A 22101-nucleotide genomic window follows, 5' to 3' on the forward strand; every position below is an offset into this window, starting at 1 on the left:
AATTTGGCTTGTTCCAGCTATGGTTAGCGTTATTTGGAGGCGTTCGTCCGCGCCATAAGCAGGACAGCGCAAAGGCTTACCAACATCACAAGAACGGCAGCTGGCGAGGCCATTTCGAGGTTTTCGAGTGCGGCTTGCTCGTAGACTCGGGTTGCCAAGGTATTGAAATTAAACGGTCTTAGCAAAAGAGTCGCGGGAAGCTCTTTAACGCAATCCACGAAAACCAACAGAAGCGCTGTACCAATCGATCCGCGAATGAGCGGCAGATAGACACGCCGTAGAGCACCGCCAGCGGTTTGACCGAGAGAGCGCGCTGCGAGCGGCAAGCTCGGTGCGACGCGGCCCATTGCGCTGTCTACTGCGCCCTGAGCAATTGCGAAGAATCGCACGCTATATGCAAAGACGATGGCAAAGCCCGTGCCTGTCATCAATAGACCGATAATCAAGCCGGTTGTGGCCTCGACGAAATCGGCGAGAGCGTGATCAGCGGCGGCCATAGGGATAAGGATTCCGACCCCCAGAACGGCTCCGGGAGCGGCATATCCAAGCGTCGTGACGGGCAGCAACATGCGCGGCAACCGGCTTCGTGCAAGGCGCACGCCATACACAAGAAAACAGGCCGCGATGACTGTGATGACCGCCGCGGATGCGCCAACTGCGAGTGTTGTCACCAATGCGTCGGTCAGCCCCCTATCCTGCCATGCGCCAGGGGTTGTAAATGCGTGATAAGTCAGCACACCAGCGGGTAGCAGAAAGCCAACGGCAAACGGCACGAAACAGAAGAAACTTGCGAGCCACCCCTGATACCCACGCAAAGGAATTGGTACGATCTGGCGTGTTTGGCGCGCGGCGTTGTGGTAGCGATTTTTGCGCCGTAGGATTTTCTCAAAAGACACAAGCAATAGAACCAGAATCAGAACCACACCAGCGATCTGGGCTGCCCCGCCCGCATTACTGCTCTCAAGCCATGTGGTAAAAATCCCTGTCGTAAGCGTTTGAACCGCAAAGAAATCCACGGCGCCAAAGTCGCTCGCGGTCTCCATCATCACGATAGCGACGCCCGCTGCGATCGCAGGACGCGCGAGCGGAACGCCAACCTTCCAAAACCGCTTGAACGGCCCTGCCCCAAGCGCACGAGCAACTTCATAGCTACCGCCGGAATGTTCGCGAAACGCAGCACGCGCCAAGAGGAATACATAGGGAGACAGCGCCGCCGTCAGCACCACAATCGCGCTGCCCATGGAGCGCACCTGCGGGAACCAGTAATCGCGGCCATTGGTGTACCCCATAACATCGCGCAACAGAGTTTGGACGGGGCCCGCGTATTCAAGAAAATCAACGATCCCATAGGCCCCGAGATAGGCCGGAACTGCCAGCGGCAACAGCAACAGCCACTGGAACCAACGCACACCGGGGAAGAGGTACATCGTCGTGAGCCATGCCGCCCCTGTACCAACCGCTGCACTCAATGTGCCGACAGAAATCATCAACACCAAAGTGTTGGTCAGGTAACGCGGCAGGGTCGTTGCCATGAGATGCGGCCAGATGTTTTCGGTCGGGTGGAATGCAATCCACACAACAGCGACAATAGGCGCCGCAACGGTCAGGGCGATCAGCAAAGCGCCGATTGACCAGAGGTCTGGCCGCAAGCGCGTTTTCGCGCCGTCTGCGTGGATGTTTGTATCTTTGGTCGTCATTTCTGTGGTGCTAACGGAAAGCTGTTTAACTGTCCAGAAAACCAAGTATATTACTTAGGAATGGGCAAACAGGGGCACCGATATGCAGGTCGTATTCCATCTTGGCGTACATTCCACAGATAGCGACAAGCTGCTCAAAAGCTTGCTCAAGGATAAAGGGAAACTGGCGCTTCATGGCGTTGCGGTTCCCGGCCCCGGAAAATATCGCGCCCTGATCCGTACAACCATCGCCGACCTTGAAGGCGCGCGTTCAAATCAGGAAACCCGCCAAAAGCTGTTTGACTCGATGCTACAGGACAACACAATCGAGCGCGTTGTTCTGACGAACGAGAACTTTATCTGTGTGACGCCTCGGGTGTTTGACGGGATTGGATTCTACCCCCAAACCATTGAAAAGGTTGTGAGTTATTGCAACCTGTTCTACGGGCACGATGTTGAATTCCAAATCGCAATCAGCAATCCAGCGGTCCTGATCCCCACGTTGTTCAACCGTATGAACGACATCAGCTACAAGGATTACCTATCGGGAACGGACCCGATGAGCCTGCGGTGGTCTTCTGTTATCAATCAAATCCGCGAGGCCAGCCCGCAATCCAAGATCACCTGCTGGTGCAACGAAGACGCGCCTGTGATCTGGTCCGAGGTGCTACATTCGCTCGTCGGTCTTGATACAAGCTTTGCATTTCGCGGCGAATACGACCTACTTGAAGAGATCATGACCAAAGAGGGGCTGGAGCGGTTTTATGCCTATCTCAAGACCCACCCGCCACAATCCGCACTGCAACAGCGCAGAATCATCGCGGCGTTTCTTGATAAATTTGTGCGGGAAGAGGTCTTGGATATCGAAATCGACCTCCCCGGTTGGGACGACGATTATGTCGCTGCGCTGACAGCGATATATGAAGACGACATCCTTGAAATAAAACGAATTCCGGGCGTGCGGTTCATCGAACCCTAATTCACGCCCGTAAACCGTTTCGGTTGGCCAATTACATGCCCAGCGCTTCTTTGTACATTTCCAGAACCGCTTCTTCCTCGGCCAGATCATTCGCATCACGCTTGCGCAACGCTATGATTTTTCTCATGACTTTGGTGTCATAACCGCGCCCTTTGGCTTCGGCCATAACTTCTTTTTGTTGCTCTGCGATGTCTTTCTTCTCGGCGTCCAGCCGCTCGATCCGCTCGACAAACTGGCGCAGCTCATCCGCTGTTACCCGGTAGCTCGCATCGCTTGAAATATCATTCATCTCTTGGCCCTCATTGCTCGGTTTGGCCCTTGCTACCCAAGCCGCGCCTCCCCCGCAAGGGGCTTGCTCTTGGAAGAGAGTTCCTTTAGGCGGCTGGGGCACATTCCACAGGAGGTTTGCATGGATTGGTTGATTATCACAGGCGCGGTGGTTTCCTTTTTGGGACTATGCGGATTGGTGTATTGCATCGTTTCCGCAATGAAAGCGCGCAAATCCAACCTCGATGACGAAGCCATGCGCGTTCATCTTCGTGGACTTGTGGCGTGGAACATGGGCGCACTGTTTACGTCGATCCTCGGTCTGATGATCGTCGTGGTCGGCATCATGTTTGGCTAAACGCGCGCTTACACGGGCATATTGTCAAAGAAATCGTCCGCGTCGTCATCCTCAAGCGCCAGTTCGAAATCCACAAGATCCTGTGGCACAGGCAAACCTAGCGCCTTCAACTCCGACAGTTTTTCGCGCAATTCCTCTTGCAGAACATGCCGGTCTTCCGGCTTTTTCTCTATCTCGTCCAACAGGGTAAGAATTGCGGCTTTCAGGTCTTCAAAGGCCATTTGCTCCTCCTTTCGTTCTGTTTCCACGCATTTGGCCACACGTGGTTCTCAAGCTCTCTCAGGTTAGCTTAGCCCATCCCACGGACAATTGCATTGCGGTATGTCAAGCTATTGACTTCAAGTGATCAGCCCTTAGCCTGACCCTCCGGCCCCTTGCCACATTGGCAAATCAGGCGCCGGCGTAACAGATTTCGGGGAAATGACATGGACGCAAGCTGGATTAACGGGCTGATCGGCGGGGTGCTGATTGGCTGTGCCGGAGCGATTTACCTCTTGGTGAATGGCCGGATCATGGGCGCAAGCGGAATTATTGGCGGCCTCGTGGATGGAAGCGCGCGAGCGATGTGGAAAGAGCGGGGAGCTTTCTTGCTCGGACTGTTCGCCCTACCCGCGCTGCTGGCGGCAACGGTTTTGCCTAGCCAGACCAACCTCACGCCCAACCTCATTGTGGTGGCAATCGCGGGCGTTCTCGTTGGGGTCGGCACACGGATCGCAAACGGCTGCACCTCCGGACATGGAGTCTGTGGCATCAGCCGACTGTCGCTGCGAGGAATCGTTGCAACCATATTCTATATCCTCGCGGGCGGACTGACCGTCGTTCTGTTCCGACACATTCTAGGAGTTATCTGATGCGCGCGCTCTTTGCATTTATTGCCGGAAGCCTCTTCGGCACGGGTCTCCTCATTTCGGGTATGACCGACACACAAAAAGTGATCGGGTGGCTTGATGTATTCGGTAACTGGGATCCAACATTGGCCTTTGTCATGGGCGGCGCGATCCTTCCGATGGCCGCCGCATGGGCCTATTCCCGTGGGCGCTCCCCCAAACTTGGCGGAACATTCCCAACCCCGCCCGAGCCGAAAGTAGGCCGAAACCTAGTGATTGGCTCAACGCTCTTTGGCGCTGGCTGGGGGCTTGCGGGCCTCTGCCCTGGTCCTGCCATCGCTTCACTCTCGTTTGGCGGCACTGGCGGCATAGTATTTGTGGCTTTTATGCTTGCTGGAATGATTTTAACGCCGCGCCTTAAGTCACAACTGGCTCTGGCGTAGGGTGCATGCTATGAGGCGTTCATGGATATTCGTGTGATTACTGACCGCTACGCCGTTTCCCCGCAGATTGAGCCGGGCGACGTTGCCGAGCTTAAAGATGCCGGGTTTACCACGGTGATTTGCAACCGCCCTGATCCAGAGGTGCCTGTCGAGCTACAGGCCGCTGCGATCCAAGCCGCTGTAGAGGCCGCCGGATTGCACTTTGTGCTTAATCCGGTTGTGCACGGACAGCTGACGCAAGATATCCTTGATGTTCAAGGCACCGCAATCGACGAGGCTTCAGGGAAATGTTTTGCCTATTGCGCATCTGGCAACCGATCAACCGTTGTCTGGGCGCTCGCAAATGCTGGCCGTATTCCAACGGAACAGATTATCGCCGCGGGCGAAGCTGCGGGCTATCAGATCGAAAAAATGCGCGATCAGCTTGAGATGCTCGCGGGCGGTTAACTCATTATTTTCACTCGAAAGATCACTTCTCCTCTCAATCTATAGTGAGGGGAAGATCATCAAGTGCGCTCATATCCATCGGCGGCAACTCTCCTAAATCCGGCAAGGCATCTAATCCGCCGTTTTGCTCATTTTCCTCAAGTCCAGCCTGAGGCAAATCCGCCATAGGCAAGGAAGGCAACTCCTCTTCTGGAGTGGGAGATAGCTCCGAAAGATCGTCCGGAACGCCTGTTCCCTCTGGCTGACCTGCGAGCAGGCTTGTCATCGGCGGCGGCGCGTAGTCGGCACCGAGCGCTGAAAGCGGATTGTCAGAAATTTGTGGTTCCTGTGAGTCTACAACCGGCAACGACGGTTTCTCACCATCAGTGATCATGACCGCCCGCCGCCCATCGCTCTGGCCAAGCTTCCCGGTTATCGCAGTTTTGCCATCCAACCCGACAAGCTCGACATGAGTTAGAACGTGGCGCGGAATCTCCAATTCCTGCCCAACCCGTAGCGATTCCAGCGCCTCGACATTCAACGAAAGCCGGAACAACTGCGCATCTAGTACCGCTTCGCCCTGCATAACGTTCTTGTGCATTGCGTCCGCCCACGCAGCTTTTTCGGTTTCTTCCGAAGGCTGCTCTTCTGGCAGTTGCAGCTCCGGGAACCCAAGAAGGATGCGACCCTGTTTTGCCCCCTGCCCTAAATCAACGTCTACGGTAAACACATGATATTCCGCTTCGGCCAAGAGCAAAGGCAGGTGCCGCCGCTCATCTACTGAGCGATAAACGCCAAACCCCGCGAAGCGCTCCATGTCTTCAGCGCCTTCAAGTTGGTGAAGGAATTCCGCAAGCAGAACCTCGAAAAACGGCTCGGCGAGCGCGGCATCCGTTCGGGTTGGTTTGCGATCAGCGCTTTCGGTTTTGCTTACGCATCCCATTGTTTGAATTTCGATGAGCGCTGCGAGCATATTTGCGTCCGGAACAGCGATAGCAAGCCTGCTGTCTCGAGCCTGCAAGAGCAGCATCAGTTGCCCATCCTCGATCTTCTCGATCAACGGTTCACGCTGTACATCCTCAGCAACAAGGCCCGTCACTTCGAGCGGCAAATCAAAAGCAGAATCCGCCGCCTTGGGTAGAGCAGACCGCAGCGCACGAATTGTTTCGCTGCCGCGCGGGTCTTCCTGCGGTTCAGAAGTCCGCAGCATCCGCCGAATGACGGATTCCCTCTCTGCTCCTAATAGTTCGCGTGACGACATAGCCCGAATTCACCTCTGCTTCGGCCCATCATTGCGACACATGGTTTATAAATGGTTACGCTGCGCGCAGGTCCCAGACCGAAAATGCCACTATTCCGCAACCTGACTGCCGAAAGTGAGATCAGTATCCTCTTCCACAGCCTTCGCAACAAACTCCGCAGGAAAGCGTACCCTGAACGCTGCGCCGCCCTGCCCGGGCAGATACACGACTTCGCCACCCAGATTGATCATAATCTCACGACAAATCGCCAACCCAAGACCAGCCCCACCCGCAGCGGCCTGATCGCCGAGACGGGAAAACTTCTCAAATATAAGGCTCTGATTTTTCTCCGAAATTCCCGCCCCATTGTCGGTAAATATGATCTCGACCATTCCGTTCACACGCGAATTTCGGACGTGAATTCGCAGGGTCGGATTATCAGCAGTACAGTATTTGCGCGCGTTGGTAATGAGGTTGATAAACACCTGTGTCAGGCGGTCTGTATCGGTTTTGAGCGTGATATCTTCGCGAGACGGGTTACGCTCGATTTCAAGCGCTGTGCCCTCGTTTGACAGGCTTGCGGCGAGCGCGCGGTCCAGCAGCGTTTTCAGGTTTTCTTCCTGAATGTTGAGCGAGACTTGGCCGTTCTCCAACACCGAAATATCCAGAAGATCATCCAACAGTCGCGTCAGACGCTGCGCTTCGTCATGGATGATACCCGAATATCGAGACCGATCAGCCGAAGGCATCCGCCCCCCGTCGCGCAGGATTTCGGAAAAGGCGCGGATAGAGGTCATCGGTGTGCGCAATTCGTGGCTGATCTGGCTGAGGAACGCATCTTTCTGGATGGACAGTTCGGTGAGTTTTTCGTTCACCTCGCGCAATTGCCGCGCGGCGCGCCCAAGTTCTGCGGTTTTGGCCTCAAGCTGGTTGGAATACTCCATCATCTGCGCGGTTTCATCGGCCACCGCCATCAAATCCTCAACCGAAACTGTTGCCCCACCTACAATTTGTCCGATCATAGCGTGCGCGGTCGCGGCCCCAACGGAGCCCGCCAGTTCCCGCTCCAATTGCTCAAGAAATTGCGGTGAAGGATCAGGAAGAAAGCCGCCCTTCCCCTGCGCAACGGCCACAGTCTGAAAAAGCCGCTGCGCCTGTTCGGGGCCCATAATCCGCTGCGCCATGACGAGCAAATCCTCCGCCTCGCCCACGTGCCCAGCCCAGCCCTTCGCAGCTTGAGAGTGTTCGAATACATTGACGATCTGCGCGCCTTGTAGCCGCTCCATCGGCGAGGGGAAGCTCAGCAGAGACCCTATGCAAAATCCGAGCGTATTCAAAGAGATAGACCAGACAATCGCATGAACCACCGGATCAAGCCCCTCGATCCCGAACAACGCTTGCGGACGCAACCACGTTATCCCGAAAGGCCCTTCGGCGAGGAAAGCCGCGCTCATCAAGCCGTTGGCGCCAAGGCTTGGCAGAAACATCGTATAAGACCAAATCGAGAAACCAATAACGACGCCAATAATCGCGCCCGTCCGCGTGGCGCCGCGCCAGAAAATACCGCCCAGAAGCGCGGGCAGAACCTGCGCAACCCCAGCAAAACTGATCAGACCGATCGCAGCCAGCGCTTCCCCGCCGCCAGAGAAGCGGAAATAGAGATAGCCCAGCGCCAAAACGCCCGCGATTGAGCAACGCCGCGCAATCAACACGACCTGTCGCACATCGCCCGAAACCATCGCGCCGCTTTTGTTTTTGCTGAGCCAGATGGGCATGACGATATGGTTCGACACCATGGTTGACAGCGCAATGGCCGCCACAATCACCATCGACGTCGCCGAGGAAAACCCGCCGAGGAAAGAAAGCATGGCCAGCCCGTTTTGCTGCTGCGAAAGTGGCACGGTTAGCACGAAAAGGTCAGGGTTGGTGCCCTCGGGCAGGAGATCAAGGCCGACAACAGCGATAGGCAACACAAAGATACACATCGCGAGCAAATAGAGCGGAAACGCCCAGCTCGCGGTGGCAACATGGCTTTCCTTAGCGTTTTCAACCACCATGACCTGAAACATACGCGGCAAACAGATGAACGCCGCCGCTGACAGGAAGGTCAGGCTGATCCAACGGCTTGCGTCGGGTTTGATCTGTGAAATTTCAGAGGCATCGATGCGGGCGAGCGTGTCGCCAACCCCTCCGGCAACACCCCAAACCACGAAGACACCAACAGCGATCAATGCGACCAGCTTAACTACAGCTTCAACAGCGATGGCGGTCACAACCCCGTGGTGTCGCTCGTTGGCATCGAGGTTGCGGGTTCCGAACAGAACCGTAAACACCGCCAGCCCAGCCGCAATCCAGATGGCCGTGGAATTGAGATCACGCGCAGCTTCGGATTGCGGGTCCGCAAATACGGCCAATGAAAGCGTAACTGATTGAAGTTGCAGCGCAATATAAGGCGTCGTGCCGATCACAGCCAAAAGCGTAACGATCACACCGAGAGACGTGGATTTTCCAAAGCGCGACGAAATGAGGTCGGCCACGGAGGTGATACGTTGCATCTTGCCGATCCGCACAAGCTTGCGCAAAATCCACCACCACCCGATCATTACAATGGTCGGGCCAAGGTAGATCGTTGCAAACTCAAGGCCAGATCGGGCCGCGTATCCGACCGCCCCATAGAAGGTCCAGGCTGTACAATAGATCGACAGAGAGAGCGTATAGACAATGGGCGATTGTAACCAACCAATGCGCCCTGCTGCCGCTCGCCGTTCGGCAAACCATGCGATCAGAAACAGCGCAGCCACATACGCAAGACAAACGGTAACGAGAACATTGAACGAAACCATATCTTATTCCGCGCCAGACCTGTTTTCCGCTGATGCCTCTTGCGCATCCATCGCTGCTTCATCAATCCGCCGCAACCTCACAGAAAGCCCTGCGGCGATAGCAATCAAAATGATCCACGCCGCAAAGAGAAACAGTACCGTCCCCGAAGAATTGGCCCGTTGCAGAGCCTCGCTTCCAGAAACGGTATCCGACCGGATCAAAGGAAGCAGAAAGACAAGCAACACAGCGCCCATAATCGGCAAAAGCCGCGCGGCATCCATTGTTCGGCGTTCGCGATAGGTCTCGCGCGCAAGGAACAACGGTGCGGGCCGTTTGCTCATACGCCTGCCAATTCTCTCATGCTTTCAAGAACTTCAGCGTTGGAAAATGGCTTGGTCATAAACCGGCTCGCTCCAATCCGCTCTGCGGCCTCGCGATCCTTTGTTTGCCCACGTGCCGTCAACATCAACACCGGAAGCGCCTCTGTTGCGGGATCGTTGCGCAGCTCTTGCAAGATGTCAAAACCGCTTCTGTTGGGCAGCATCACATCCAAAACCACCACATCAGGCGAAACGTTGCGCACAGCCTCTACCGCCGTTTTGCCATCTGCGTGCGTATCCACCCGCCACCCATCGCGGGACAGGATAAAACGTATCGCTTCAACAATATTTGGCTCATCCTCAATGAGCAGGACATGTTTGCCCATCTGTCACTCCCCTTTGACAGCGTAGTCAGCCATTTCGATCATCGGGCGTGCCCAATGGGTCCGTCGCAATGTTCAAGTGGCTCGCGATACTATCGCGAAACAATGTTACCATGTCAAAAAATAGATTGGCGCACCATGAACTATGTCAAAGTTTTCGCACCGCTCAGAACAAGCGGCGAAGGCTCGTTAGCAATTTCGGGCACCAGCGCAGGCGGCAGAATGAGCATCGACGCTTCGTGAACGGGCGGCGCATCAAAACTCAACGGCGATGCTGGAAGGCAGATCGCATAGGTCAGAAACCGGCGCGACGCGCTGCCCTGCCCTTGCTGCACCACTTGGCGCAATGGCATAATGGGGCGTGCAAGCGCTTGATAAAGAGGCCAATCCTCATGCGCCCCAGAGAACCGCGGCAAAGGGAAACCATCAATCGGCCGCCGCAGGGTGAGCGCGCCGGTGCCATCACAAACCGCAATACCAATACGCGTGCTGTCGTCTTCGGCGGGTAAACTGACCATTCGCCGCATGACGGCCGCAAGATCGCAAGAAAACTTCTCTGCAAGCTGAGCAGGGTTATAGGCATGCTCGACAACCGCTTCGGCGAATTGCGCAAGCGGCATTTGAGCGGCATCCTCGGCATATCGCTTAAGATAGGCGCGGACAGTTTCGCGCGCCGCATCATTCGGAAGGCTCGACATATCAAGAATGGCTTCGATTTCCTCGCGCGCCGCCACGCCTTCCTGCCCTGCTTCCAAGGCCGCAACATGATATTGACGTTCACGCAGAAATGCCTCCAACGCCTCAAGTGGCGTGTTCATCCCGCTTACCGGCCCCTGATCGCGATCAAGGTAAGTCACCAGCGCCTGTGAGCTTTCGGCAAGGCGAACGGAATCTTCATATAGGTTGCGCTGGAAACGGTCGCGCCACGCCTGCTCCATCTCCTGCGGATCAGCAAGGATCGCGGCGGTTGAACGGATTGCCGTCACCGTTGAAAGAACCTCGTGCATCGCGCCAGACAGCACAGGATCATGGGCGAGTCGATCTGTCAGAGCCTCAACCTGCCGCTCCAACGTCGCTATCCGAGAGGTCTGGTCCGCCAGTAGCGCCGCCCACCCCGGATAGCGTGCAGCAAAAGCCTCGATTTCAGCGACCTCGGGATCAAGCTCCATCCGTTCCGTCGCGGCCGTCAGAAGCTGCGCAAGAAGCGTGGCCTCTGTTCCTTCGGAGAGGATCGAAGGCTCTACTCCAAGCGCGCGCGCAATATCGACCAAGAGTTTTCCGCCGATTCTGCGGCGGTTATGCTCGATAAGATTCAAATACGACGGAGAAATTCCGACCTGCGCCGCCAATTCCCCCTGTTTACGGCCGAGCGCCACCCTTCGGTCCCGAATGCGGTGGCCTGTCAATTCGCGCGCAGCCATAAAAACCTCCTGTTTTTGCAAGCGTTTCTGCACTTGCGTGCAAATATCTTTACAACAATTTAAAATGACCTGTCGATATTTTTACAAAAATATTGTGTGTTTAAAAGCTGTTGTTGCGAAATTTTCGGTCTCCCAACAATACTATTAGTGTTCTGTAAAGGACGGGCGGCGTAAGCGGAGGAGGCTTGTGTCGCAATAATTCAATCGGGAGGATATGAATGTCCAACTCTAAACTTACTCGTCGTGGTCTGTTGAAAACCAGTGCTGTTGCAGGCGCTGGTCTTGCTGTTCCCACGATTTTCACTGCGTCTTCTGCTTCGGCATTTACGAACGAGCCGACTGGCAGCACCGTAACGCTCGGGTTCAACGTGCCGCAAACAGGCGCTTATGCTGACGAGGGTGCAGACGAACTGCGCGCTTATGAGCTTGCGGTCGAGCACCTTAACGGTGGTGGCGACGGCGGAATGCTCAATACCTTCAGCTCGAAAGTGCTGGAAGGTAACGGCATCCTCGGCAAAAAAGTAGAATTCGTAACTGGCGACACGCAAACCAAATCGGATGCGGCGCGCGCCTCTGCGAAATCCATGATCGAAAAAGATGGCGCCATCATGATCACTGGCGGTTCCTCTTCTGGTGTGGCGATTGCGGTGCAAGGTCTCTGTCAGGAAGCTGGCGTGATCTTTATGGCTGGTCTGACCCACTCGAACGACACCACCGGTAAAGACAAAAAAGCCAACGGTTTCCGCCACTTCTTCAACGCATATATGTCTGCCGCTGCGCTGGCACCTGTGCTTGAGAAGCTTTATGGCTCCGACCGTAAGGCATACCACCTGACTGCTGACTACACATGGGGTTGGACCCAAGAAGAGTCCATCGCCGCAGCAACAGAGGCCATGGGCTGGGAAACTGTCAACAAGGTGCGCACACCGCTCGCCTCCACTGACTTCTCGTCCTATATCTCGCCTGTGCTGAACTCCGGCGCCGACGTTCTGGTTCTGAACCACTACGGCGGTAACATGGTGAACTCGCTGACCAACGCTGTTCAGTTCGGTCTGCGTGAAAAGCAAGTGAACGGCAAGAACTTCGAAATCGTTGTTCCGCTTTACTCCCGCCTGATGGCGAAGGGTGCTGGCGCCAACGTTAAGGGTATTCTTGGCTCCACAAACTGGCACTGGTCGCTTCAGGACGATGCGTCGAAAGCATTCGTTCAGTCCTTCGGCACCAAATACGGCTTCCCGCCAAGCCAGGCTGCACACACAGTGTACTGTCAGACCCTGCTCTATGCAGACGCAGCGGCACGCGCCGGTTCGTTCAACCCATGCGCCATCGCAGAAGCCCTCGAAGGCTTCGAGTTCGACGGTCTTGGCAACGGCCCGACACTCTATCGTGCTGACGATCACCAGTGCTTCAAAGACGTGCTGGTTGTGCGTGGTAAAGAGAACCCGGAAAACGAATTCGACCTTCTCGAAGTCGTCGAAGTTACTCCGGCCGCTCAGGTTACTTACGCACCGGATCATCCGATGTTTGCAGGCGGTGCATTGGGCAACTGTAACCCAGGCGCTTAATACCGCTTACACCTTTCGTTGGGCGCAGGTGATGCGCCCAACACCTTACATTCTCTGCAGTGGCACCACGCCCGCAGAATGCTTCCAATCACGAAATCTTATCGGGTGGGGAAAATGGACACGTTCCTTCTTCAAATTCTAAACGGTTTGGACAAAGGCTCCGCTTATGCGCTGATCGCCCTTGGCCTAACCCTTATTTTCGGCACGCTTGGCGTGGTTAACTTTGCGCATGGGGCGCTGTTCATGATCGGTGCGTTTTGCGCCGTAACCCTGAGCCGCATTCTCAATCTGTCCTATGAAACCATTGATCCCGAAAAGAAAGACTTTCTCGGCAACCCTGCCGTGGTCAAAACCACCTATGTCGAAAGCTGGTTCGGCCCCGAGGCGGGCGCATGGATCATCGACTGGGCTGTGCCGCTGGGCATCCTATTCGCGATCCCGATCATGCTGCTTATCGGCTATGTGATGGAACGCGGCCTCATCAAACACTTCTACAAGCGCCCCCACGCCGACCAGATCCTCGTGACCTTCGGCCTCGCCATCGTGCTTCAGGAAGTCATCAAGTATTTCTACGGTGCAAACCCGATCCCAACCCCTGCCCCATCGGCCTTCAAAGGCTCATTCGATTTCGGGGTGCTGCTCGGGATGGACCCGAACGTCATCATCTACCCTTACTGGCGGATGATCTACTTCACCTTCTCACTTGTCGTAATCGGCGCTGTGTTCAGCTTCCTCCAGTTTACCACCTTCGGCATGGTTGTCCGCGCCGGTATGGCAGACCGTGAAACCGTTGGGCTGCTGGGTATCAACATCGACAAGCGCTTCACCATCATGTTCGGCATCGCCGCCGCTGTGGCCGGCCTTGCGGGTGTGATGTACACGCCGATCAACTCGCCCAACTACCACATGGGCATGGACTTCCTTGTGCTGTCCTTTGTTGTTGTGGTTGTCGGCGGCATGGGCAGCCTTCCGGGCGCTGTGCTCGCGGGCTTCCTGCTCGGCATCCTTGAAAGTTTTGCCTCGATGAACTGGATCAAAGACATCCTTCCAGGCATTGACCAGATCATCATCTATCTGGTTGCGATTATAATCTTGCTCACCCGTCCACGCGGGCTCATGGGCCGCAAAGGTGTGATGGAGGAATAATCATGCTCGGTCTGAACCAAAAAGACACCAAATTCTTGCTCATCGTAGTGGCGCTGACGTTGCTCACGCCGTTCCTAACCCAACCCTTTGCCGAAAGCTCGGGCCTTGCACAGTTCAACGCTGGCTATCCCGACCTTATGCAACGCTTTGCAATCTATGGCATTTTTGCCATCGGCTTTAACATCCTCTTTGGCCTGACAGGATATCTCTCCTTTGGTCACGCGGCGTTCCTCGGTGTGGGGTCCTACTCCGCGGTCTGGATGATGAAACTGCTGACAACAAACGTCATTCCGGGCATCATCCTTGCGATTGTCGTATCGGGCCTCTTTGCCCTGTTGATCGGCTATGTATCGCTGCGCCGCTCGGGGATCTACTTCTCGATCCTGACACTTGCGCTCGCCCAGATGAGCTTCAACCTCGCTTATTCGGTGCTTACACCAATCACAAACGGCGAAACCGGCTTGCAGCTGACCCTGAATGATCCGCGCATCCTTGGCGTCACCGCAACACCGGATGGCTCGATCCCCGCAACCCACCTGTTCGGGCTGGAAATGAAATCCTCGGCCCAGTGGGAAGTGTTCGGACATCTGTTCACATTTAACGTCGGCTATTATTTCTGCGCAGTAATGGCGATCATCGCCTTCTACCTGAGCTTGCGGATTTTCCGTTCGCCCTTTGGCATGATGCTCCGCGCGGTCAAGACCAACCAGACTCGCATGAGTTATACCGGCCTCAATGCTCGGCCCTATACGCTCGCGGCCTTCGTTATCTCGGGCATGTATGCCGGCCTTGCCGGTGGTCTCCTCGCCTCAATGGACCCTCTTGCGGGTGCGGAGCGGATGCAGTGGACAGCTTCGGGTGAAGTCGTAATCATGACAATCCTTGGCGGTGCGGGAACCCTGATGGGCCCTGTGCTGGGCGCAGGTTTCATCAAATACTTCGAAAACATCTTCTCCAAGATCAACGACGGGGTTCTGCACGGCTGGTTTGCCTTCCTCCCTGATGGTCTCGAAGATTTCGTTGTCTTCCTCATCCACCCCTTCGTCGGCAAAGGCTGGCACCTCACACTCGGCCTGCTCTTCATGCTGGTTGTGACATTCCTTCCCGGTGGTCTGATGGAAGGCGGAAACCGCATCTCCCGTTGGTACAAAAACCGCCGCAACAAAGGCACCGACACCGACGAGGGAACACCTCACGCCCCGAAATCCACTCCCCACGTGGCCGAATAAGAAAGGATACGAAACATGGGTATTCTCGAAGTTAAAAATGTCGGCAAACGCTTTGGTGGCCTTCAGGCGCTCGGAGATGTGAACCTCTCGGTTGCGGAAAACACGGTGCATGCCATCATCGGCCCGAACGGGGCCGGTAAATCCACCCTCCTCAACGTTCTGGTGGGCAAGCTCATCCCCGATACTGGATCGGTGATGTTTGATGGCCAATCCGTCCTTGGGCGAAAACCGCATGAAATCAACCAGATGGGTATTTCGCGCGTGTTCCAGACGCCAGAGATTTTCTCTGATCTCACAGTATTGGAAAACGTCATGATCCCCTGCTTTGCCAAACGTGACGGCGCGTATCGGATGCACGCATTCGAAACCGTCGAGGACGAAGTGGATATTGTCCAGAAGGCCGAGCAAATGCTTCTGGACGTCAACATGCAGGACAAGCTCCGTATGACGGCAAGCTCGCTCTCGCGTGGGGACAAACGCCGCCTTGAAATGGCGATGTGCCTTGTGCAGGAACCACGGCTGCTGCTTCTTGACGAACCAACAGCGGGCATGGCGCGGGCTGATACCAACAACACCATTGATCTCCTCAAAGAGATCAAGGACAGCCGCGACATCACCATGGCGATCATCGAGCACGACATGCATGTTGTGTTCTCTCTGGCCGAGCGGATCACCGTTCTGGCACAGGGAACGCCGCTGGTCGAGGACACACCGGAAAACATCAAAGGCCACCCCAAGGTACAAGAAGCGTACCTCGGTCAGGCACACGGATAGGAAGCCGCTATGAACGCCGTAAACACATCCACCAACATCAACGCCAACCATGCGGCCACCGCCCCTGCTTACTTTTCGGTGTGGGATTTGCACGCCTATTATGGCGAAAGCTACATCGTTCAGGGCGTGAGCTTAAACGTGCATGAAGGCGAAATCCTTGCGCTTCTTGGGCGGAACGGTGCGGGTAAAACATCAACCCTACGTGCCATTGCGCGGCTTGATGAACCCATGCTCACCCATGGTGAAATCTGGCTTGACCACCAGAACCTGCACAAGATGAAGTCTTATGAGGCGAGCCAAGCTGGGATGGCCCTCGTGCCAGAAGATCGCTCAATCATTCCTGGCCTCACTGTTGAAGAAAACCTGCAACTCGCCCAAATCGCAGAGCCTGTAGGTTGGTCGCTTGATCGCATCTACGAACTGTTCCCGCGCCTTGGCGAACGTCGCAAACAGGAGGGCGTAACGCTTTCTGGTGGTGAGCAGCAAATGCTGGCCATTGCCCGCGCCCTCGCCCGTGACATCAAAGTACTTTTGCTAGATGAACCTTACGAGGGTTTGGCCCCTGTGATCGTTGACGAGATCGAAAAGACGCTCAACATCATCAAAGCGCAGGGCATCACAACTGTGATCGTCGAACAAAACGCCATTCGTGCGCTTGAACTCGCTGACCGCGCGGTTATCCTCGACACTGGACAAGTCGTATTTGACGGGCTTGCCGAGGAGGTACTCGCAAACGAAGAGCTACGCGCAGAATATCTCGCGATCTAAACGCAATTCGCTTGCGTCACATCGGGGCTGCGCGACGCGTGGCCTCGAACACAAACAAAATAAGACCATGGTTTGCCCGCCACGCCGGTATTTTTACCGAGGCTGTCGCAGGCAGGCACATTGGAGGACAAAGACATGACGGATCAGAACACCTATCCCCCCACCAAAGAATTCGCCGCAAACGCCCATGCGGACAAAGCCACATATGAAAAGATGTATGCTGACTCCATCGCCGACCCAGACGCCTTCTGGGCCGAACACGGCAAGCGGATCGACTGGATCAAGCCTTTTACCAAGGTTTCGAACTGCGATTACACATTCGGCGATGTTTCAATTAACTGGTTCGAAGACGGCACCCTAAACGTTGCCGCCAACTGCATCGACCGTCATCTCGAAACACGCGGAGACCAAACCGCGATCATTTGGGAGCCGGATTCACCCGACACGCCCGCGCAGCACATTACCTATAAAGAGCTGCACGAAAATGTCTGCCGCTTTGCCAATGTGTTGAAATTTCAGGGCGTCGGGCGCGGCGACCGCGTTGTGCTTTACCTCCCGATGATCCCCGAAGCAGCATATGCCATGCTGGCCTGTGCGCGCATTGGCGCGGTTCACTCTATTGTTTTTGCAGGATTTTCCCCAGATGCCCTGGCCAACCGTATCAACGACTGCGACGCCCGCGTCCTGATCACAGCCGATGAAGCGCCACGCGGCGGCCGTAAAACGCCGTTGAAGTCCAACGCCGACGCCGCCCTCCTCCACTGTAGCGATAAGGTGAAATGCCTCGTCGTAAAACACACTGGCGGTCAGACAACTTGGATAGAAGACCGCGATGTTGACGTGAAAGCCGAAATGGCCAAGGCCGCCGACCGCTGCGTGCCTTCGGAAATGAACGCGGAGGATCCGCTGTTCATCCTCTATACCTCCGGCTCAACCGGCAAGCCCAAAGGCGTTGTGCACAGCACGGGCGGCTATATCGTCTATGCCTCGATGACACATCAATACACCTTTGATTATCACGACGGAGACGTCTTCTGGTGCACCGCCGATGTGGGCTGGGTCACAGGGCACAGCTATATCGTCTATGGCCCGCTGGCCAACGGCGCAACAACCGTAATGTTCGAAGGGGTCCCAACCTATCCTGACGCTGGGCGCTTCTGGGCCGTTTGCGAGAAGCACAAGGTTAACCAATTTTACACCGCGCCAACCGCCATCCGCGCCCTTATGGCACACGGCAGCGAACCGGTTGAGAAATATGACCTGTCCAGCCTGAAGCTCCTCGGCACCGTCGGCGAGCCGATCAACCCCGAAGCATGGAACTGGTACAATGATGTTGTCGGCAAGGGCACCTGCCCCATCGTCGATACATGGTGGCAAACCGAAACTGGCGGGCACCTCCTTACCCCACTCCCCGGCGCAACAGCAACCAAACCTGGGTCTGCAACGCTGCCGTTCTTCGGGGTGGAGCCCGTCGTTCTTGATGCGCAATCCGGCGAGGAAATCACCACAACCGAAGCCGAAGGCGTGCTTTGCTTCAAGAAAAGCTGGCCGGGCCAAATGCGCACGGTTTACGGCGATCACGAACGGTTCGAGAAAACCTATTTCGCGGACTACAAAGGCTACTACTTCGCAGGCGATGGTTGTCGTCGTGACGAAGACGGCTACTACTGGATCACAGGCCGCGTTGATGACGTGATCAACGTATCCGGTCACCGTATGGGCACGGCCGAAGTCGAAAGTGCGCTGGTTGCTCACGCACAAGTCGCCGAGGCTGCTGTTGTTGGCTATCCGCACGACATCAAAGGTCAAGGTATCTATGCCTATGTCACTCTGATGAATGGTGTTGAGCCAAGCGACGAGCTGCGCAAAGACCTTGAGAAATGGGTCCGTACGGAAATCGGCCCGATCGCCAAGCCTGACCTGATCCAATGGGCACCTGGCTTGCCTAAAACACGATCTGGCAAGATCATGCGCCGCATCCTGCGCAAAATCGCGGAAGATGATTTCGGCGCACTGGGCGACACCTCTACCCTCGCAGATCCAAGCGTTGTGGATGAGCTAATCGAAAACCGGATGAACCGCAGCTAAGTAAGCGAAAAGTAAAAATCTGGGCCCGTGCAGACCTGCGCGGGCCCTTTTTGTTGTCCGTTACTTGCTCTCTGTTTTCGCGATCAAAAGAAGCTCTACGCGATTGAGCGCGCGCAAAACGCGTTGTGTCTGGAGCCACGGCATCAGCGATAGCTTTATCTGCACCGCAAAAATGAGCAAAACCGCAGATGGCAGCCCCCACTTCAGCGCGGTCAACGTATCCGCCGCTCCAAAAAACATCACAGCGGAATAGATCGCAACGGCGAACATGATGATCTGTGCAACAAGAATAACCATCGCGACCCAGCCGAGCTTGCCTTTAAAAATTGAAGCGGCAAGGGTGAAATAACCCTGCTCCTCGGTTGCTTCCATTAGCTCAGGCGCTTGCTCTCGCAAAACGCTTTGAATCCGCGCCTCCAACATATTTTCAGACCGCATCATAGCAAATCTCCTTATTGCGGGCGCAACATCCTTTGTTGCACTCAATATATAAGCTCAAATAACTGTCGAATAAGGTCCTGTGACCCTGCGTCACAGGCAAAATGGGCGCGCGGTTTCCCGCACGCCCACCAAATTCACTCGGAAAATTTCAGAATTATTTCAGTGCGATATCCGTAACCGCCTTGGTGTAAGCACCTTCTGGAACTTTGGTGATAACAGGGTCAGAACCACCAGCCATAAGTGTCGCGACTGTGCGCTCAAACGCCAGTTCATCAAGCTCACCGCTGCTTCCAGCAGTCAGCTTGGCGATTTCGCCCATCATACGCACTTGGTGTTTCTCTGTCTGTGCGCCTGTGTCGTCATTTTCCAGAACGATTTCAGCAGCTTCCTGCTGGTTTTCTTCGGCCCACTTCCAACCTTTCATCGACGCGCGTACAAACCGTGCGAGCTTGTCGACTTCTGCTGGATCTTCGAGCTTGTCTTCTAGCACATAAAGACCATCCTCAAGCGTCGCGACACCGCCATCTTCGTATTTGAAAGTGATCAAATCGTCATCCGTCAGGCCAGCGTCAATGATCTGCCAGTATTCGTTGTACGTCATGGTCGAAACGCAATCGGCCTGCCCCTGAAGGATCGGATCAACGTTGAAGCCCTGTTTGAGAACAGTAACGCCGCCATCGGAGCCATCGGTTGGAATGCCAAGCGTGCTCATCCAGCTTAGGAAGGGATATTCGTTGCCGCCGAACCAAACACCAAGTGTCTTACCAGGGAAGTCGTCAGGTGATGTGATGCCTGTATCTTTGCGGCAGGTGAGCATCATACCCGATTTCACAAATGGTTGCGCGATGTTCACAAGCGGAAGACCCGCCTCGCGAGCGGCCAAAGCCGAAGGAAGCCAATCAACAACGACATCAGCGCCGCCACCAGCGATCACCTGCGCTGGCGCCACATCAGGGCCACCAGGCTTGATAGTCACGTTTAGATCTTCTTCTTCGTAAAAACCTTGCTCAAGTGCGGCGTAGTATCCGGCAAATTGTGCCTGTGTCACCCACTTAAGTTGCAAAGTCAGATCGTCTGCTGCCTGCGCCATTCCGGCCGCAAAACTCAGGGCCAATGCGCTTGTCATTAATCTTTTCATTTTAATCTCCCATGTTGGTTTTTTTGTTAGGTTATCATCATTTACGTTGTGAGGGGTGCCAAAATGTTACCTTCTTCTCCACAAGCGTCACGATTCCGTAAAATAGCGTACCTGCAATGGCCGCTACTGTAATTTCCGCCCAGACCATATCAAGCCCAAGCCGTCCGACCTCGATAGAAATGCGAAACCCCATGCCTCGTGTAGGCGATCCAAAGAATTCCGCAACAATTGCACCGATAAGCGCCAGTGTTGTTGAAATTTTAAGCCCGTTAAAAACAAATGGCATCGCGGCTGGAAGACGCAATTTAAACAAGCTTTGCCAGTAACTTGCCGCATATGTGTGCATCAAATCCCGCTGCATGGCTTCGGTTTCCTTAAGGCCCTGAACGGTATTCACGAGCATCGGGAAAAACACCATCGCAACAACGACAGCCGCTTTACTTTGCCAATCAAAACCGAACCACATCACAAGGATGGGCGCGGTTCCTATGATCGGCAGAGCCGCAATAAAGTTCCCCACAGGAAGCAAACCGCGCTGAAGGAATGGCGAACGATCAATCAAGATTGCCGTCAGGAACGCCGCCCCGCAGCCGATCGCAAACCCAGACAATGCGCCTTTTAGGAAGGTCTGCACAAAATCCATCCAGAGAATATCGAGACTCTCTGAAAACCGAACCGCGATTGCACTTGGTGGTGGCAAGATTACAGCGGGGATTTGCAACCCGCGCACCAGCCCTTCCCAAACGATCAAGATTGTCAGCCCGAAGAGAACAGGTACAAATATCCGGCCCGCCCGCGTATTTCCCCACGCAGAGTTCGCAATTCGGATGTTCACAATAAGTGCAGCGATCCAAAAAATAGTAACAGCAATCACCCAAATCATTGCGCCATCCCCATTTTCTTAAGCGTGAGTTGCTGAATCACACCGACAATTCCAACAAGGCAAGCGGCCACAATCGCAGCGGCGAATAGAGCGCTCCAAATCTGGATGGTCTGCCCGTAGTAGCTCCCTGAAAGCATCCGCCCGCCAAATCCGGCCAGCGGACTTGAGGAAAGCTCGGCAACAATGGCACCGACGAGCGAGGCGGCGATACCGACTTTGAGCGACGTAAACAGGAACGGCATCGAGCTAGGTAGGCGCAGTTTCCAGAATGTCTCGAACTGCCCCGCGTTATAGGTTTTCATCAGATCAAGCTGCATCGCATTCGGCGAGCGTAGGCCCTTGACCATGCCGACAACCACAGGGAAGAACGACAGATAGGCCGCGATGATCGCCTTGGGCAGCAGCCCCTGCACACCAATTGAGTTCATAACCACAACGATCATCGGCGCAATCGCGAGGATCGGAATGGTTTGGCTGGCAATCGCCCATGGCATCACGCTCATGTCCATTGCCTTGTTGTGCACGATACCAACGGCCAGAAGAATGCCCGCAAGTGTCCCGATGACAAAGCCGACAAGCGTTGAACTGAGGGTAATCCAGCCGTGATAAATCAAGCTGCGTTTTGACATAGCCTTACCATCAAGAACCTTGGCGCCCGTCGTTTCCCAGAGTTCGTCAAAAACCTGAATTGGTGTCGGGAGTTTTGGCCGCTCCTGAGTCATCGTATCAGCCAGAACTTCGCTAAATGAGAGGGTTGTTCCGGCGCGCTCTGCCTGATCGAGCGTCCATTGTTTGTTCATGAAGAAGCTGCCGACGAACCAAATCGCGAAAATGGCCGCAACAACGGTTAATATTGGAATTATGCTACGCATACGCGGCGCTCCCCGCGAAACAAGCAAAATAAT

The 22101-nt window shown here is 55.1% G+C and carries 23 protein-coding genes; 11 read left to right on the forward strand and 12 right to left on the reverse strand.

Features of this window, described 5'->3' with window-relative positions; all coding sequences use genetic code 11:
* Positions 1-29: 29 nt before the first annotated feature.
* Complete coding sequence (locus OU789_RS08850; protein WP_274655148.1) at positions 30-1697, reverse strand: ABC transporter permease; 1668 nt, start codon at positions 1695-1697, stop codon at positions 30-32.
* An 82-nt stretch (positions 1698-1779) separates the two neighbouring features.
* Here OU789_RS08850 and OU789_RS08855 point away from each other — a divergent pair, with 82 nt between their 5' ends.
* Positions 1780-2655: a hypothetical protein gene (locus OU789_RS08855; protein ID WP_274655150.1), complete on the forward strand. Its 876-nt coding sequence runs from the start codon at positions 1780-1782 to the stop codon at positions 2653-2655.
* 31 nt (positions 2656-2686) lie between these two features.
* On the opposite strand, the gene OU789_RS08860 is transcribed toward OU789_RS08855, so the two are convergent.
* Positions 2687-2944, reverse strand: coding sequence for a DUF2312 domain-containing protein (locus OU789_RS08860; protein WP_263952778.1), 258 nt, complete (start codon positions 2942-2944; stop codon positions 2687-2689).
* A 120-nt stretch (positions 2945-3064) separates the two neighbouring features.
* Between OU789_RS08860 and OU789_RS08865 the strand changes: the two genes are divergently transcribed.
* Positions 3065-3280: a hypothetical protein gene (locus OU789_RS08865; RefSeq protein WP_263952777.1), complete on the forward strand. Its 216-nt coding sequence runs from the start codon at positions 3065-3067 to the stop codon at positions 3278-3280.
* Between the two features lie 8 nt (positions 3281-3288).
* Here the strand turns inward: OU789_RS08865 and OU789_RS08870 are convergent, their stop codons facing one another.
* Positions 3289-3501 carry a hypothetical protein gene (locus tag OU789_RS08870; RefSeq protein ID WP_263952776.1) on the reverse strand — a complete coding sequence of 71 codons (213 nt, stop codon included), beginning with the start codon at positions 3499-3501 and terminating at the stop codon, positions 3289-3291.
* 204 nt (positions 3502-3705) lie between these two features.
* Between OU789_RS08870 and OU789_RS08875 the strand changes: the two genes are divergently transcribed.
* From OU789_RS08875 to OU789_RS08885, 3 genes are read left to right on the forward strand one after another with little or no spacing between them, the layout of a single operon-like run.
* Positions 3706-4131: a YeeE/YedE family protein gene (locus OU789_RS08875; RefSeq protein WP_263952775.1), complete on the forward strand. Its 426-nt coding sequence runs from the start codon at positions 3706-3708 to the stop codon at positions 4129-4131.
* Positions 4131-4550 carry a DUF6691 family protein gene (locus OU789_RS08880; protein ID WP_274655154.1) on the forward strand — a complete coding sequence of 140 codons (420 nt, stop codon included), beginning with the start codon at positions 4131-4133 and terminating at the stop codon, positions 4548-4550. Before OU789_RS08875 ends, OU789_RS08880 begins: the two co-directional genes overlap by 1 nt.
* A 21-nt stretch (positions 4551-4571) precedes the next feature.
* The gene (locus OU789_RS08885) at positions 4572-4997 is read left to right on the forward strand and encodes a TIGR01244 family sulfur transferase (protein ID WP_274655156.1); all 426 of its coding nucleotides are present in this window, start codon (positions 4572-4574) and stop codon (positions 4995-4997) included.
* A gap of 34 nt (positions 4998-5031) precedes the next feature.
* Here OU789_RS08885 and OU789_RS08890 read toward each other — a convergent pair whose 3' ends face one another.
* From OU789_RS08890 to OU789_RS08910, 5 genes are all read right to left on the reverse strand, one after another.
* Positions 5032-6237 (reverse strand): FliM/FliN family flagellar motor switch protein, encoded by a 1206-nt coding sequence (locus OU789_RS08890; RefSeq protein ID WP_274655158.1) that lies wholly within the window; start codon positions 6235-6237, stop codon positions 5032-5034.
* Positions 6238-6327: 90 nt separating this feature from the next.
* On the reverse strand, positions 6328-9060 hold the full coding sequence (locus tag OU789_RS08895) for an ATP-binding protein (protein WP_274655160.1): 2733 nt from the start codon (positions 9058-9060) through the stop codon (positions 6328-6330).
* Positions 9061-9063: 3 nt separating this feature from the next.
* A complete protein-coding gene (locus tag OU789_RS08900) occupies positions 9064-9381 on the reverse strand; it encodes a hypothetical protein (protein ID WP_274655162.1) in 318 nt (105 codons plus the stop codon).
* A complete protein-coding gene (locus OU789_RS08905) occupies positions 9378-9746 on the reverse strand; it encodes a response regulator transcription factor (RefSeq protein ID WP_263952769.1) in 369 nt (122 codons plus the stop codon). The genes OU789_RS08900 and OU789_RS08905 overlap by 4 nt, the downstream gene beginning before the upstream one ends.
* A 140-nt stretch (positions 9747-9886) precedes the next feature.
* A complete protein-coding gene (locus OU789_RS08910) occupies positions 9887-11164 on the reverse strand; it encodes a helix-turn-helix domain-containing protein (RefSeq protein ID WP_274655164.1) in 1278 nt (425 codons plus the stop codon).
* A gap of 218 nt (positions 11165-11382) precedes the next feature.
* Here OU789_RS08910 and OU789_RS08915 point away from each other — a divergent pair, with 218 nt between their 5' ends.
* From OU789_RS08915 to acs, 6 genes are all read left to right on the forward strand, one after another.
* Positions 11383-12729: a substrate-binding protein gene (locus OU789_RS08915; protein WP_263952767.1), complete on the forward strand. Its 1347-nt coding sequence runs from the start codon at positions 11383-11385 to the stop codon at positions 12727-12729.
* A gap of 114 nt (positions 12730-12843) precedes the next feature.
* The gene (locus OU789_RS08920; RefSeq protein ID WP_263952766.1) at positions 12844-13875 is read left to right on the forward strand and encodes a branched-chain amino acid ABC transporter permease; all 1032 of its coding nucleotides are present in this window, start codon (positions 12844-12846) and stop codon (positions 13873-13875) included.
* 2 nt (positions 13876-13877) lie between these two features.
* Positions 13878-15104 (forward strand): branched-chain amino acid ABC transporter permease, encoded by a 1227-nt coding sequence (locus tag OU789_RS08925; protein ID WP_263952765.1) that lies wholly within the window; start codon positions 13878-13880, stop codon positions 15102-15104.
* Between the two features lie 15 nt (positions 15105-15119).
* Positions 15120-15878, forward strand: coding sequence for an ABC transporter ATP-binding protein (locus tag OU789_RS08930; protein ID WP_263952764.1), 759 nt, complete (start codon positions 15120-15122; stop codon positions 15876-15878).
* A gap of 9 nt (positions 15879-15887) precedes the next feature.
* Positions 15888-16646: an ABC transporter ATP-binding protein gene (locus OU789_RS08935; protein ID WP_263952763.1), complete on the forward strand. Its 759-nt coding sequence runs from the start codon at positions 15888-15890 to the stop codon at positions 16644-16646.
* 135 nt (positions 16647-16781) lie between these two features.
* Positions 16782-18734 carry an acetate--CoA ligase gene (gene acs / locus OU789_RS08940; RefSeq protein WP_274655169.1) on the forward strand — a complete coding sequence of 651 codons (1953 nt, stop codon included), beginning with the start codon at positions 16782-16784 and terminating at the stop codon, positions 18732-18734.
* Positions 18735-18794: 60 nt separating this feature from the next.
* Here the strand turns inward: acs and OU789_RS08945 are convergent, their stop codons facing one another.
* The 4 genes from OU789_RS08945 to OU789_RS08960 form a co-directional block, all read right to left on the reverse strand.
* A complete protein-coding gene (locus tag OU789_RS08945; RefSeq protein ID WP_274655171.1) occupies positions 18795-19175 on the reverse strand; it encodes a DUF6768 family protein in 381 nt (126 codons plus the stop codon).
* 154 nt (positions 19176-19329) lie between these two features.
* Positions 19330-20313 (reverse strand): ABC transporter substrate-binding protein, encoded by a 984-nt coding sequence (locus tag OU789_RS08950; RefSeq protein WP_263952760.1) that lies wholly within the window; start codon positions 20311-20313, stop codon positions 19330-19332.
* Between the two features lie 37 nt (positions 20314-20350).
* Positions 20351-21196: an ABC transporter permease gene (locus tag OU789_RS08955; protein WP_274655173.1), complete on the reverse strand. Its 846-nt coding sequence runs from the start codon at positions 21194-21196 to the stop codon at positions 20351-20353.
* Complete coding sequence (locus tag OU789_RS08960) at positions 21193-22068, reverse strand: ABC transporter permease (RefSeq protein ID WP_263952758.1); 876 nt, start codon at positions 22066-22068, stop codon at positions 21193-21195. The genes OU789_RS08955 and OU789_RS08960 overlap by 4 nt, the downstream gene beginning before the upstream one ends.
* Positions 22069-22101 lie beyond the last annotated feature (33 nt).

It is taken from the genome of Halocynthiibacter sp. C4 (genome assembly GCF_028823805.1).
Classification (GTDB): Bacteria; Pseudomonadota; Alphaproteobacteria; order Rhodobacterales; family Rhodobacteraceae; genus Falsihalocynthiibacter; species Falsihalocynthiibacter halioticoli.